Source organism: Escherichia sp. WS3063 (assembly GCF_046486595.1).
GTDB lineage: Bacteria > Pseudomonadota > Gammaproteobacteria > Enterobacterales > Enterobacteriaceae > Escherichia > Escherichia coli.
The window spans coordinates 38,063-50,984 of sequence record NZ_JBJQKY010000019.1 but is presented as its reverse complement, the minus strand read 5'-3'; the positions used below and the strand labels follow the sequence as shown (position 1 = coordinate 50,984).

Genomic DNA, 12,922 nt, shown 5'->3' with positions numbered 1-12,922 from the left:
TCGGGCCTAACGACGCGGAAGGGTTTTTTTATATCGACTTTGTAATAGGAGTCCATCCATGAGCACCTTAGGTCATCAATACGATAACTCACTGGTTTCCAACGCCTTTGGTTTTTTACGCCTGCCGATGAACTTCCAGCCATATGACAGCGATGCTGACTGGGTGATTACTGGCGTGCCGTTCGATATGGCCACTTCTGGCCGTGCGGGGGGGCGCCACGGTCCGGCAGCGATCCGTCAGGTTTCGACGAATCTGGCCTGGGAACACAACCGCTTCCCGTGGAATTTCGACATGCGTGAGCGCCTGAACGTCGTGGACTGCGGTGATCTGGTATATGCCTTCGGCGATGCCCGTGAGATGAGCGAGAAGCTGCAGGCGCACGCCGAGAAGCTGCTGGCTGCTGGTAAGCGTATGCTCTCCTTCGGTGGTGACCACTTTGTTACGCTGCCGCTGCTGCGCGCTCATGCGAAGCATTTCGGCAAAATGGCACTGGTACACTTTGACGCCCACACCGACACCTATGCGAACGGTTGTGAATTTGACCACGGCACCATGTTCTATACCGCGCCGAAAGAAGGTCTGATCGACCCGAATCATTCCGTGCAGATTGGTATTCGTACCGAGTTTGATAAAGACAACGGCTTTACCGTGCTGGACGCCTGCCAGGTGAACGATCGCAGCGTGGATGACATTATCGCCCAGGTGAAACAGATTGTGGGTGATATGCCGGTTTACCTGACCTTTGATATCGACTGCCTGGATCCTGCTTTCGCGCCGGGAACCGGTACGCCGGTAATTGGCGGCCTGACCTCCGATCGCGCCATTAAACTGGTACGCGGCTTGAAAGATCTCAACATCGTTGGGATGGACGTAGTGGAAGTGGCTCCGGCATACGATCAGTCGGAAATCACCGCTCTGGCTGCGGCGACGCTGGCGCTGGAGATGCTGTATATCCAGGCGGCGAAAAAGGGCGAGTAAGCGCCAGATAAGAGGCGCGCGGGTGATGTGCCATTAATGTCGGATGCGGCGTGAACGCCTTATCCGACCTACGTTCGGCACTACCTGGCTTTACTTAACTCCATCCGCGCTCATACGATCGCGAATATGCTGGGCGCGTTCGGCGGATGCAGGATGGTCGTCAAACATTGAGCTTTGGCGGCCTTCTTCCAGTTTCGCCAGTTTTTCAAAGCTGGTGGCAAGACCTGCCGGGCTGATACCGCGTTGGCGCAGCAAATCGTAGGAGTAATCATCGGCCTCTGATTCCTGACGTTGGGTAAATTGCGAATTGACTAGCTTTTCGCCCAGGTCTCCCAGTTGTGATTGTGACAAACTGCCGACAATTCCGCCTGCAGAGGCCGCCGCAACGCGAATTGCGTTTGTACCAAGTGCTACCTGCATTCCTTTCTTCACATGGCCTAATGCCACGTGCCCCATTTCGTGACCGAGCACCGCTTCGACTTCGTTATCCGTCATCATATCCATCAGCCCGCTATAGACGCGGATACAGCCGTTAGCCATTGCAAAGGCGTTCACATCCTTCGCCATATACACTTTGTAATTCACCGGCTGACCGTTGATGTTATCGCCTAACGCGCGAGAAATTGTCGTCAGACGTCTAGCATATTCGCTATTGGCTGGCGCAATCGTCGCTTTGCTGTCCATCTCCTGGCATGCCTGATCGCTCAGTTTTTTCACCTGCGCATCACTCAAACTGTAAGCCTGAAAAGCTTCCGCTCCTGATGAGAGCAGTCTACTGGAGTCCATATTCTGGCAACCGGTCAGCACCGTAGCCACGCTCATTGCTACCAATAAGGCGCGAATTTTCATGTTTTCTCTTCCGCACAAGGTCAGGATTATTCTAAAAATGCGCCGTTTGCAGGTGAATCGACGCTCAGTCTCAGTATAAGGAAAAGCGCAGCGGACGGGCGAGTGGATTGCGCAACATGCGAGCATGATCCAGAGATTTCTGAAGCGGCAAAAGGATGTTCCATGTACATGACGCGCGGCTTGCGGTAAATTGTTGGCAAATTTTCCGGCGTAGCCCAAAACGCGCTGTCGTCAAGTCGTTAAGGGTGTGCCCTTCATCATCCGATCTGGAGTCAAAATGTCCTCACGTAAAGAGCTTGCCAATGCTATTCGTGCGCTGAGCATGGACGCAGTACAGAAAGCCAAATCCGGTCACCCGGGTGCCCCTATGGGTATGGCTGACATTGCCGAAGTCCTGTGGCGTGATTTCCTGAAACACAACCCGCAGAATCCGTCCTGGGCTGACCGTGACCGCTTCGTGCTGTCCAACGGCCACGGCTCCATGCTGATCTACAGCCTGCTGCACCTCACCGGTTACGATCTGCCGATGGAAGAACTGAAAAACTTCCGTCAGCTGCACTCTAAAACTCCGGGTCACCCGGAAGTGGGTTACACCGCAGGTGTAGAAACCACCACCGGTCCGCTGGGTCAGGGTATTGCCAACGCAGTCGGTATGGCGATTGCAGAAAAAACGCTGGCGGCGCAGTTTAACCGTCCGGGCCACGACATCGTCGACCACTACACCTACGCCTTCATGGGCGACGGCTGCATGATGGAAGGCATCTCCCACGAAGTTTGCTCTCTGGCGGGTACGCTGAAGCTGGGTAAACTGATTGCGTTCTACGATGACAACGGTATTTCTATCGATGGTCACGTTGAAGGCTGGTTTACCGACGACACCGCAATGCGTTTCGAAGCTTACGGCTGGCACGTTATTCGCGATATCGACGGTCATGACGCGGCATCCATCAAACGCGCAGTAGAAGAAGCGCGCGCAGTGACTGACAAACCGTCCCTGCTGATGTGCAAAACCATCATCGGTTTCGGTTCCCCGAACAAAGCCGGTACCCACGACTCCCACGGTGCGCCGCTGGGCGACGCTGAAATTGCCCTGACCCGCGAACAGCTGGGCTGGAAATACGCGCCGTTCGAAATCCCGTCTGAAATCTATGCTCAGTGGGATGCGAAAGAAGCAGGCCAGGCGAAAGAATCCGCATGGAACGAGAAATTCGCTGCTTACGCGAAAGCTTATCCGCAGGAAGCCGCTGAATTTACCCGCCGTATGAAAGGCGAAATGCCGTCTGACTTCGACGCGAAAGCGAAAGAGTTCATTGCTAAACTTCAGGCTAATCCGGCGAAAATCGCCAGCCGTAAAGCGTCTCAGAATGCTATCGAAGCGTTCGGTCCGCTGTTGCCGGAATTCCTCGGCGGCTCCGCTGACCTTGCTCCGTCTAACCTGACCCTGTGGTCTGGTTCTAAAGCAATCAACGAAGATGCTGCAGGTAACTACATCCACTACGGTGTTCGCGAGTTCGGTATGACCGCGATTGCTAACGGTATCTCCCTGCACGGTGGTTTCCTGCCGTATACCTCAACCTTCCTGATGTTCGTGGAATACGCACGTAATGCCGTACGTATGGCTGCGCTGATGAAACAGCGTCAGGTGATGGTTTACACCCACGACTCCATCGGTCTGGGCGAAGATGGCCCGACTCACCAGCCGGTAGAACAGATCGCTTCTCTGCGCGTGACCCCGAACATGTCTACATGGCGTCCGTGTGACCAGGTTGAATCCGCAGTAGCGTGGAAATACGGCGTTGAGCGTCAGGACGGCCCGACTGCGCTTATCCTCTCCCGTCAGAACCTGGCGCAGCAGGAACGTACTGAAGAGCAGCTGGCAAACATCGCGCGCGGTGGTTATGTGCTGAAAGACTGTGCTGGTCAGCCGGAACTGATCTTCATCGCGACCGGTTCTGAAGTTGAACTGGCTGTTGCCGCCTACGAAAAACTGACTGCCGAAGGCGTGAAAGCGCGCGTGGTTTCCATGCCGTCTACCGACGCATTCGACAAGCAGGACGCGGCTTACCGTGAATCCGTACTGCCGAAAGCGGTTACCGCTCGTGTTGCGGTGGAAGCTGGCATTGCTGACTACTGGTACAAGTATGTTGGCCTGAACGGCGCTATCGTCGGCATGACCACCTTCGGTGAATCTGCTCCGGCAGAGCAGCTGTTTGAAGAGTTCGGCTTCACCGTTGACAACGTTGTTGCGAAAGCAAAAGCGCTGCTGTAATCGGTAAGATGCTTTGTGAGAAGGGCCGCAAATGCGGCCCTTCAGATTGTTGGCAAAGTGCGCGTTGTTTATGCCGGATGCGGCGTGAACGCCTTATCCGTCCTACAAGATTTTGCAAATTCAACATATTGCAGGAAGTATGTAGGCCTGATAAGCGTAGCGCATCAGGCAGTTTTGTCTTTGCTATCAATCTCAAGGGCCGCGAAAGCGGCCCTTTTTTTACTTAGTAGAGATAAACGGAACTGTGCTGCCGGGGATCATGGTATCGGGCAGTTTACCGTCCCAACGCTCAGCAGTGGTGAGGGCAACAAGTCCGGGATTCTCCCGCAGAGCTTCACCGCGCAGGCGGATAGCTTCTGCTTCAGCCGCACTTTTTAAACGAATAGTTTCAGCCTCTGCCGCGCCTCTTACGCGAATAGTTTCCGCTTCTGCTTTGGCTGCCGCTAGTTTACTGTCTGCTTCCGCCTGGGCCTGAGTTACCGCTATTTGCGCCTGGATTTTCTCCGTTTCCAGATTTTGCTTACGCGTGGCAATGGCGACTTCTGCTTTCATTCGGTCTTCAATCGACTTTTCATAAGCGTCAGAAAAATCAATATTTTCAATCTGGACCCCGTCAATTACCACTGGCCCAACAACGGCTTTGCGCATGGCATTTTGCAGATCCTGAACCAGTTTTGTACGATCCTGTACGGCGCTGATGGCGGTATATTGTCCGAAAACGTTCTCCAGTTGAGTTGGCAACTGACGGACAATCAGACGATCTTTTAATGCTTCAATGGTGTTGTAGGTGGTATAAACCGCGCCTGCTTCTGAAGGTTTAATGTGGAAGCTGACTGATACTGTCATTTGTGCCGGTTGCTGGTCGCGGCTGTAGGCCTGTAATCCCTGATAGACCACAGCCTGATTACGCGTGGAAATTTTCTCTACGCTTTCCATAAAAGGGATCTTAAAACCCAGCCCCGGCTCGGCAACTTTTACGATTTTTCCGTAGCGCAGCAAAATGCCGCGTTCACCTTCATTAACGGTGTAATACGAGAGAAATGGCAGCACAACCACGGCAAGCACGCCAATGGCGATAGCAAGAGATTTTTGTGGGCGAAATGAGGTTAATGAAACAGGTGCTTTCATATGAATCTTCCTTGAGTAAAGTATAGGAATATGTCACATGGGGTGATGAGAAAACAGACAACAGCCGATAATTCAGAATTTATAAAGGGGATGAGCGAAAAAATAATAAACGTAATAAGTATGTTTTCGAACATTCAATAAGAAAATAGAGATGTGTATCACAAATATAGTGATGAATAATTTGTTGATTTTGTAGTTTACTTAACAGATTTATAATTGACTTTTTAAAAACTTATTTCATGTTGTTGTTATTTAATATTTTGTTATTTTTGCTCGTGGAGTTTCTCCTTTCATGTGTCCAATTGCTTTCGTTAATTTGTACGCGTATTTTATTTTTACCGCCGGACGGCACCCTAAAAATAAATAAGGATAATTTATGCGGCTTATTGATTATTTTCCAGAATTATCAATCTCAGTTATACATTCAACAAAAGACTGGCAGGAAGCTATCAATTTCTCGATGGCATCACTGTTAGCAAAAAACTATATCAGCGAGAATTACATTCAGGCTATTAAAGATTCCACCATCAGCAATGGTCCTTATTATATTCTCGCACCAGGCGTGGCAATGCCTCATGCGCGACCGGAATGTGGAGCGCTTAAAACCGGGATGTCTTTGACGTTACTTAAACAAGGCGTTTATTTTCCGGGGAATGACGAACCGATTAAATTACTCATCGGACTTTCTGCTGCCGATGCCGATTCGCACATTGCTGCTATTCAGGCGTTAAGTGAATTACTGTGCGAAGAAGAAATACTCGAACAACTCTTAACCGCATCATCAGAAAAACAATTAGCGGGCATTATCAGCCGCGGATAATTACTCTCTCCTCTACAGGATAATATTATGGAAAACAAGTCTGCTCGTGCAAAGGTCCAGGCTTTTGGGGGCTTTTTGACTGCAATGGTCATCCCCAATATTGGTGCTTTTATTGCCTGGGGTTTTATAACGGCATTATTTATTCCCACCGGCTGGCTGCCGAATGAACATTTCGCCAAAATTGTTGGTCCGATGATTACCTATTTATTGCCCGTGATGATTGGTTCTACCGGTGGTCATCTGGTCGGCGGTAAACGCGGCGCGGTCATGGGCGGAATTGGTACGATTGGTGTGATCGTCGGCGCTGAAATCCCGATGTTCCTTGGCTCGATGATTATGGGGCCGCTCGGTGGTCTGGTGATTAAATATATCGACAAGTCGCTGGAAAAACGCATACCTGCCGGTTTTGAGATGGTTATCAATAACTTCTCATTAGGTATCGCGGGGATGCTCCTTTGTCTGCTGGGTTTTGAAGTGATCGGCCCGGCGGTGTTAATTGCTAATACTTTCGTCAAAGAGTGTATTGAGGCGCTGGTACATGCGGGTTATCTACCTTTGCTGTCAGTCATCAATGAACCGGCGAAAGTGCTTTTCCTTAATAATGCGATCGATCAGGGCGTCTATTATCCGCTGGGAATGCAACAGGCTTCGGTTAACGGTAAATCCATCTTCTTCATGGTGGCCTCCAATCCTGGTCCTGGTCTGGGGCTGCTGCTGGCGTTTACCTTGTTTGGTAAAGGGATGAGTAAACGTTCTGCGCCCGGGGCGATGATTATTCACTTCCTCGGTGGGATCCACGAACTGTATTTCCCGTATGTGCTGATGAAGCCGCTGACCATTATTGCCATGATTGCGGGCGGTATGTCTGGCACCTGGATGTTTAACTTACTGGACGGTGGTTTGGTGGCTGGCCCAAGTCCGGGGTCTATCTTTGCTTACCTGGCACTGACGCCGAAAGGCTCGTTCCTGGCGACAATTGCCGGTGTTACGGTAGGTACCCTGGTGTCCTTTGCTATCACTTCGCTGATACTGAAGATGGAAAAAACGGTGGAAACGGAGAGCGACGATGAGTTTGCTCAGTCAGCCAATGCGGTTAAGGCGATGAAACAAGAAGGTGCATTCTCGTTAAGCCGTGTTAAGCGTATTGCCTTTGTTTGCGATGCAGGGATGGGCTCCAGTGCGATGGGCGCAACCACCTTCCGTAAACGCCTGGAAAAAGCGGGGCTGGCAATAGAAGTAAAACATTACGCCATAGAAAACGTGCCTGCGGATGCGGATATCGTCGTTACTCACGCCAGTCTGGAAGGGCGCGTGAAACGTGTGACGGATAAACCACTGATATTGATTAATAACTATATTGGCGATCCAAAACTCGACACTTTATTTAATCAATTAACCGCTGAACATAAACACTGATTACAGAGGTAAAAATGAAAACCAAAGTTGCTGCTATTTATGGCAAGCGGGATGTCCGTCTGCGCGAATTTGAGCTGCCAGAAATTACCGATAATGAACTGTTAGTGAATGTAATTTCTGACAGCGTTTGTTTATCCACCTGGAAAGCGGCGTTACTCGGTAGTGAACATAAACGCGTCCCCGACGATTTAGAAAATCATCCGGTCATTACCGGGCATGAATGTGCCGGGGTTATTGTCGAAGTGGGTAAAAATCTCACTGGCAAATATAAAAAAGGCCAGCGTTTTGTATTGCAACCGGCGATGGGGTTACCAGGCGGGTATTCAGCGGGCTACAGCTACGAATATTTTGGCGGTAACGCCACCTATATGATTATTCCCGAAATCGCGATTAATTTAGGCTGTGTATTACCGTATCACGGCTCTTATTTTGCTGCGGCCTCGCTGGCGGAACCGATGTGCTGCATTATTGGCGCTTATCATGCCAATTATCACACCACGCAATATGTTTATGAGCATCGTATGGGCGTCAAACCTGGCGGCAATATTGCGCTACTGGCGTGTGCAGGCCCGATGGGAATTGGCGCTATCGATTACGCTATTAACGGCGGCATACAACCGTCGCGGGTGGTGGTAGTCGATATCGACGACAAACGGCTGGCGCAGGTGCAGATGCTGCTGCCGGTGGAACTGGCGGCCAGTAAAGGCATTGAGCTGGTGTATATGAATACCAAAGGGGTGAGCGATCCGGTCCAGACGCTGCGGGCGCTGACGGATGATGCCGGATTTGATGACGTATTTGTCTATGCAGCGGTGCCTTCAGTCGTCGAGATGGCGGATGAATTACTGGCGGAAGATGGCTGCCTGAACTTCTTTGCCGGTCCGACGGATAAAAACTTCAAAGTGCCGTTTAATTTCTACAACGTCCATTACAACAGTACGCACGTTGTCGGCACGTCCGGCGGTTCCACGGACGACATGAAAGAGGCGATTGCCCTTAGCGCCACGGGGCAGTTACAGCCGTCGTTTATGGTGACCCATATCGGTGGCCTGGATGCGGTGCCAGAAACCGTGCTCAATCTGCCGGATATCCCTGGCGGTAAAAAACTCATTTATAACGGCGTGACCATGCCGCTGACCGCCATTGCCGATTTTGCCGAAAAAGGCAAAACCGATCCGCTGTTTAAAGAGCTGGCGCGGCTGGTTGAGAAAACGCACGGCATCTGGAATGAACAGGCCGAGAAATATCTGCTGGCACAATTTGGCGTTGATATTGGGGAGGCCGCGCAATGATGTCCCTGGCGTGGCCATTATTTCGCGTTACGGAACAGGCAGCGTTGGCTGCCTGGCCGCAAACCGGCTGTGGCGACAAAAATAAAATTGATAGCCTTGCGGTCACCGCGATGCGCCAGGCATTAAACGACGTTGCTTTTCGTGGGCGAGTGGTTATCGGCGAGGGGGAACGATATCCTCTTTAGCGCTACGGGCGTGACGGGCGGCGAGTTGGTGAACGGTATCCAACAGACGGCGAATGGGGTGCGGACGCAGACATTACTGATCGGCGGCGCGGACCAAACGTGTAATATAATAGACTCCCTGCATTGATGGTGATCTATCGGAAGACCAATGGCGACGCTGACAGAAGATGATGTGCTTGAGCAACTGGATGCACAGGACAATTTATTTTCATTTATGAAAACTGCGCATTCTATTTTGCTCCAGGGGATACGCCAGTTTCTGCCGTCGCTGTTTGTCGATAACGATGAAGAGATCGTCGAATATGCAGTGAAGCCGTTACTCGCCCAAAGCGGCCCGCTTGACGATATTGATGTTGCGCTGCGTTTGATTTATGCGCTGGGGAAAATGGATAAATGGCTGTACGCCGATATCACGCATTTTTCCCAGTTTTGGCATTACCTGAACGAACAGGATGAAACGCCCGGATTTGCCGATGACATGGCCTGGGATTTTATCAGCAACGTCAATAGCATAATCCGCAATGCGAGTCTCTATGACGCGTTGAAAGCGATGAAATTCGCCGATTTCGCCGTCTGGTCAGAGGCGCGTTTTAGCGGGATGGTCAAAACGGCGCTGATGCTGGCAGTAACGACCACCTTAAAGGAATTAACGCCGTGAAAATCGAACTGACGGTGAATGGACTAAAGGTACAGGCGCAGTACTCTGATGATGAAATTGAAAATGTACATAAACCATTGCTGCGTATGCTGGCGGCCTTACAGACAGTAAATCCGCAGCGGCGTACGGTGGTTTTTCTTTGCGCTCCGCCGGGGACGGGTAAATCTACCCTAACCACCTTCTGGGAATATCTCGCGCAACAAGACCCGGAGCTGCCCGCTATTCAGACGCTGCCGATGGATGGTTTTCACCATTACAATAGCTGGCTGGATGTGCATCAATTGCGACCCTTCAAAGGCGCACCAGAGACATTCAACGTTGCGAAACTGGCGGAAAATCTGTGCCGGGTTGTGGAAGGGGATTGTACGTGGCCGCAGTACGATCGACAAAAGCATGATCCTGTTGAAGATGTGTTGCACGTTACCGCACCACTCGTCATCGTCGAAGGAAACTGGTTGTTGTTGGACGACGAGAAGTGGTGCCAGCTTGCGCAATTTTGTGATTTCTCGATCTTTATCAAAGCTCCCGCATCTGCGTTGCGGGAGCGTCTGGTGGGGCGCAAGCTGGCGGGAGGGTTATCGCTGGCAGACGCAGAAGCCTTTTATGACCGTACCGACGGGCCGAATGTTCGCCGGGTGCTGGAAGAGAGTCTGCCTGCAAATTTGACCTTAATGATGACCGCTACGGGTGAATATCGTCTGATGGATTAACGTTCCTGATTACACCATCTTCCAGTCGCACCACACGAGAGAAATGACGCCGGGTAAATGCGGCGTCATGACTGATTGCTACGACGCTCGTGCCTCGCTGGCGGCACTTTTCCAGCCAGCTTTCAAACACGCTCAACCAATTTTCGTCAAAATCCCGACTCGGCTCGTCCAGTAGCAATAGTGGCGGAGAGAGTGCTTCCAGGCAGGCGACGGCGACCATCCGTCGCTGCGCACTATGCAGATCTAACGGATGCGCGCTGGCAGTGTCTGCTAACTGACAGCATTGCAGGGCAGCATTGGTATGTTGAGTGATTTCATCCGCCGGGCATTTTTGCAGTATCAAACCAAATGCGATTTCGTCAGCAACGGTGCTGTGAAAAAGCTGATTTTCCGCTTCCTGAAACAGTACGCCAATCTTTGCTGCGCGCTGGCGGTTTTTCAGGTTTTTCATCGCTTGTTGTTGCAGCATAACCGTACCGGCTGTGGGCGTAAGAAGACCTGCCATTACTCGTAACAGCGTCGATTTTCCCGCGCCATTGTCGCCGGTCAGCGCCAACCATTCACCTTGTTTGAGTTGCAGAGAAATGTCGCAAAGACAATCCGTTGCCGCGCCAGGCCAGCGATAAGATATCTGATTTAACGTTAACATAGTGGCTGGAGCGCTCCGTTTTGCAATTGCCACGCTTGCTGGCAGTGGTTCAGGAAAGGTGTGTGATGACGTTCAAAAAGAATAATCAGCGAACCACGTTCAAGCGCCCAGTGTTGTAAGCGCTGCAACAGCATTTCGCTGGCCTGCGGCGTCAGGCGGCTAAAGGCTTCATCAAGAATTAAGAGCTTTGGCTGCATCGCGATGGCGCAGGCGATGACCACACGCTGTGTCTCTCCACCGGAGAGTGTTGCCGGGTGACGATGGCGCAACGGCTGGCACTCGGTCAGGGCCAGGGCGGCGTCAATCCGCGCCATAATCTCTTTTTCAGCAAGACACAGATTTTCTGGCCCAAAGGCAACTTCTTCTTCCACGCTAAAGGTACAGCCGGAGAGCTGCAAATAGGGCGATTGCTGGACGAGCTGGATGGTGGCGGATTGTTCATTAAGCGGGAGACGCCCAATGGGCGTACCGAGAAGCGTCCCCGTGCCGGTTATCTCTCCTGGTAGAAAGTCCGGATACCAGCCCGCCATCAGCTGCGCCAGCGTACTTTTGCCACTGCCGTTGTCACCAAAGATGGCGACCATCCCCGGTTTGACATAGTGAAAGTCATAACAGAACGGAGGATGCGTTGAGTGTGTCGGGCAATAGCGAAACTGTTCTAACGTAACCATATCCACGCTCCGAATTCAGCCAGCATTAGCAATATCATGGCGTAACGTGCTACGCGTTGTAGGGTGCTATCGGCTGGTGCCCATAACGTAGTGCGCCTATTGTTGATTCGAAATGCCCGCATATCCAGCGCCGCACCACGGACAGCAAGATCGTTTAGCGCATTGTGTGTTAGCGGAATAATTAACGCGGGCATCGCACGTAAACGCTGATACCAGCCCTCATCCAGCGGCACGCCGCGGGCGCGCTGCGCTTCATGAATAATCGCCAATTGCCGTTTTAACTGCTCAACGACCAATAACGGCCCGGCAAACAGATAAGCGACGCCCGGCGGCAGGCGAGAAGCAAACAAAGCGCGGATAAAACGTTGCACGGGGACGTACTGCATCCACAACTGTGAGGTTGAAACAATCGCCAGAATCCGCAACCAGAGCGTAATAGCATGCGCCCACCGTTCTGGAGAGCGTGGCGTGCCGCTTAGCCATTCTGTCAGCCAGCCACCGTGCACCAGCCACAGTCCAGCCCCCAGCGAGAACATCAGCCAGACGACATATTTTGCCCGCCGCCGCGTGGCCTTTAGCGCAATAAGGCAGAAAAAGGTCGCCGCGCTATAGACTGGCAATATTGTCTGTGTGGGCAGGATAAGCGTGGTGCAGGCCGCCAGCGCCCACAGCGTTAAGGATGTAAACGGATGCATTTAGCGCACGGCAGCCATTGCCGGAAAATGGCGCGTGGTGCGAATCGGCAGCTGACGCAGTAAAAGCCAGACAATCACCGCTGTGAGAATTTTATCGACCAGGTTCGCGCCTATCACCGTAATCGCCACCGACTCCACCAGGTTTTGCCCCATCGAGTGCATCCAGGCAACGAACAAATCGGCTCCGCTTCCTGTCACGCCGCCGAACAGCGCAGTACGCAGCGGTACAGCGACGACCGTTACCGCAAGCGTAATAATCACGCCGCTAACAACGACTTTTGGCAGGGTGCGAAACCAACCCGCTCGCGCCAGCCAACCGGCGACCAGGCCGATGACCATCGCGACGGGCGCAAATGCGGCGGCGATCGGGTCGGTCAGCAATCCCCAGAGTAAATTGGTCAGTAAACCGGTCAGCATCCCGATCACCGGACCAAGCAGTACCGCGCTAATAAGTGTGCCGATGGAGTCGAGAAAAATAGGTAATTTAACCATGCTGGCCAGTTGTCCGCCGATCATATTGATGGCGATAGAGATAACGATCAACACCAGTGCCTGACTGGAAAAGTGGCGACGCGCCATAAGAAAACCTCTCTGAAAATAG

14 protein-coding genes and 1 pseudogene are annotated in these 12,922 nt (G+C 51.9%); 9 read left to right on the top strand and 6 right to left on the bottom strand.

From position 1 onward, the window contains the following. The first annotated feature begins 58 nt into the window (after positions 1-58). The gene (speB, locus tag ACJHYW_RS17500) at positions 59-979 is read left to right on the top strand and encodes an agmatinase (RefSeq protein WP_000105562.1); all 921 of its coding nucleotides are present in this window, start codon (positions 59-61) and stop codon (positions 977-979) included. Positions 980-1,069: 90 nt separating this feature from the next. On the opposite strand, the gene loiP is transcribed toward speB, so the two are convergent. Beyond that, positions 1,070-1,828: a metalloprotease LoiP gene (gene loiP / locus ACJHYW_RS17495; RefSeq protein WP_001357630.1), complete on the bottom strand. Its 759-nt coding sequence runs from the start codon at positions 1,826-1,828 to the stop codon at positions 1,070-1,072. A 277-nt stretch (positions 1,829-2,105) separates the two neighbouring features. Here loiP and tkt point away from each other — a divergent pair, with 277 nt between their 5' ends. After that, on the top strand, positions 2,106-4,097 hold the full coding sequence (gene tkt / locus ACJHYW_RS17490; protein WP_000098601.1) for a transketolase: 1,992 nt from the start codon (positions 2,106-2,108) through the stop codon (positions 4,095-4,097). Positions 4,098-4,316: 219 nt separating this feature from the next. Here tkt and ACJHYW_RS17485 read toward each other — a convergent pair whose 3' ends face one another. Continuing rightward, entirely contained in the window at positions 4,317-5,225 is a 909-nt protein-coding gene (locus tag ACJHYW_RS17485; protein ID WP_000646942.1) for a prohibitin family protein, read from the bottom strand. Between the two features lie 376 nt (positions 5,226-5,601). Here ACJHYW_RS17485 and cmtB point away from each other — a divergent pair, with 376 nt between their 5' ends. The 7 genes and pseudogenes from cmtB (at position 5,602) to ACJHYW_RS17450 (ending at position 10,306) form a co-directional block, all read left to right on the top strand. After that, positions 5,602-6,045 carry a PTS mannitol transporter subunit IIA gene (cmtB, locus tag ACJHYW_RS17480; protein WP_001236687.1) on the top strand — a complete coding sequence of 148 codons (444 nt, stop codon included), beginning with the start codon at positions 5,602-5,604 and terminating at the stop codon, positions 6,043-6,045. A gap of 27 nt (positions 6,046-6,072) precedes the next feature. Next, positions 6,073-7,461 carry a PTS mannitol transporter subunit IICB gene (gene cmtA / locus ACJHYW_RS17475; RefSeq protein WP_000428783.1) on the top strand — a complete coding sequence of 463 codons (1,389 nt, stop codon included), beginning with the start codon at positions 6,073-6,075 and terminating at the stop codon, positions 7,459-7,461. Positions 7,462-7,475: 14 nt separating this feature from the next. Next, positions 7,476-8,753, top strand: a complete 1,278-nt coding sequence (locus tag ACJHYW_RS17470; RefSeq protein WP_000853190.1) for a zinc-binding dehydrogenase — start codon at positions 7,476-7,478, stop codon at positions 8,751-8,753. Continuing rightward, positions 8,750-8,923, top strand: a pseudogene (locus ACJHYW_RS17465) (fructose-bisphosphatase class II); the annotation flags it as partial. The gene ACJHYW_RS17470 and the pseudogene ACJHYW_RS17465, both read left to right, overlap by 4 nt. Further along, positions 8,895-9,065 (top strand): fructose-bisphosphatase class II, encoded by a 171-nt coding sequence (locus tag ACJHYW_RS17460; protein ID WP_369808866.1) that lies wholly within the window; start codon positions 8,895-8,897, stop codon positions 9,063-9,065. The pseudogene ACJHYW_RS17465 and the gene ACJHYW_RS17460, both read left to right, overlap by 29 nt. A gap of 21 nt (positions 9,066-9,086) precedes the next feature. Beyond that, entirely contained in the window at positions 9,087-9,596 is a 510-nt protein-coding gene (gene fumE, locus ACJHYW_RS17455; RefSeq protein ID WP_000224127.1) for a fumarase E, read from the top strand. Then, positions 9,593-10,306 (top strand): nucleoside/nucleotide kinase family protein, encoded by a 714-nt coding sequence (locus ACJHYW_RS17450; protein ID WP_000687745.1) that lies wholly within the window; start codon positions 9,593-9,595, stop codon positions 10,304-10,306. The genes fumE and ACJHYW_RS17450 overlap by 4 nt, the downstream gene beginning before the upstream one ends. Here ACJHYW_RS17450 and ACJHYW_RS17445 read toward each other — a convergent pair. The 4 genes from ACJHYW_RS17445 to ACJHYW_RS17430 are packed head-to-tail and all read right to left on the bottom strand — an operon-like array spanning position 10,278 to position 12,900. Next, complete coding sequence (locus ACJHYW_RS17445; protein ID WP_000956879.1) at positions 10,278-10,955, bottom strand: ABC transporter ATP-binding protein; 678 nt, start codon at positions 10,953-10,955, stop codon at positions 10,278-10,280. The genes ACJHYW_RS17450 and ACJHYW_RS17445 overlap by 29 nt on opposite strands. Further along, a complete protein-coding gene (locus ACJHYW_RS17440; protein WP_001765025.1) occupies positions 10,949-11,626 on the bottom strand; it encodes an ABC transporter ATP-binding protein in 678 nt (225 codons plus the stop codon). The genes ACJHYW_RS17445 and ACJHYW_RS17440 overlap by 7 nt, the downstream gene beginning before the upstream one ends. Continuing rightward, positions 11,614-12,321: an energy-coupling factor transporter transmembrane component T gene (locus tag ACJHYW_RS17435; RefSeq protein WP_000553240.1), complete on the bottom strand. Its 708-nt coding sequence runs from the start codon at positions 12,319-12,321 to the stop codon at positions 11,614-11,616. The genes ACJHYW_RS17440 and ACJHYW_RS17435 overlap by 13 nt, the downstream gene beginning before the upstream one ends. Beyond that, the gene (locus ACJHYW_RS17430) at positions 12,322-12,900 is read right to left on the bottom strand and encodes an ECF transporter S component (protein WP_000113903.1); all 579 of its coding nucleotides are present in this window, start codon (positions 12,898-12,900) and stop codon (positions 12,322-12,324) included. Between the last annotated feature and the right edge of the window lie 22 nt (positions 12,901-12,922).

Coding starts and splice junctions, on each gene's coding strand:
- speB (WP_000105562.1), top strand. CDS start 59: ATGAGCACCTTAGGTCATCAATACGATAACTCACTGGTTTCCAACGCC.
- loiP (WP_001357630.1), bottom strand. CDS start 1,828: ATGAAAATTCGCGCCTTATTGGTAGCAATGAGCGTGGCTACGGTGCTG.
- tkt (WP_000098601.1), top strand. CDS start 2,106: ATGTCCTCACGTAAAGAGCTTGCCAATGCTATTCGTGCGCTGAGCATG.
- ACJHYW_RS17485 (WP_000646942.1), bottom strand. CDS start 5,225: ATGAAAGCACCTGTTTCATTAACCTCATTTCGCCCACAAAAATCTCTT.
- cmtB (WP_001236687.1), top strand. CDS start 5,602: ATGCGGCTTATTGATTATTTTCCAGAATTATCAATCTCAGTTATACAT.
- cmtA (WP_000428783.1), top strand. CDS start 6,073: ATGGAAAACAAGTCTGCTCGTGCAAAGGTCCAGGCTTTTGGGGGCTTT.
- ACJHYW_RS17470 (WP_000853190.1), top strand. CDS start 7,476: ATGAAAACCAAAGTTGCTGCTATTTATGGCAAGCGGGATGTCCGTCTG.
- fumE (WP_000224127.1), top strand. CDS start 9,087: ATGGCGACGCTGACAGAAGATGATGTGCTTGAGCAACTGGATGCACAG.
- ACJHYW_RS17445 (WP_000956879.1), bottom strand. CDS start 10,955: ATGTTAACGTTAAATCAGATATCTTATCGCTGGCCTGGCGCGGCAACG.
- ACJHYW_RS17440 (WP_001765025.1), bottom strand. CDS start 11,626: ATGGTTACGTTAGAACAGTTTCGCTATTGCCCGACACACTCAACGCAT.
- ACJHYW_RS17435 (WP_000553240.1), bottom strand. CDS start 12,321: ATGCATCCGTTTACATCCTTAACGCTGTGGGCGCTGGCGGCCTGCACC.
- ACJHYW_RS17430 (WP_000113903.1), bottom strand. CDS start 12,900: ATGGCGCGTCGCCACTTTTCCAGTCAGGCACTGGTGTTGATCGTTATC.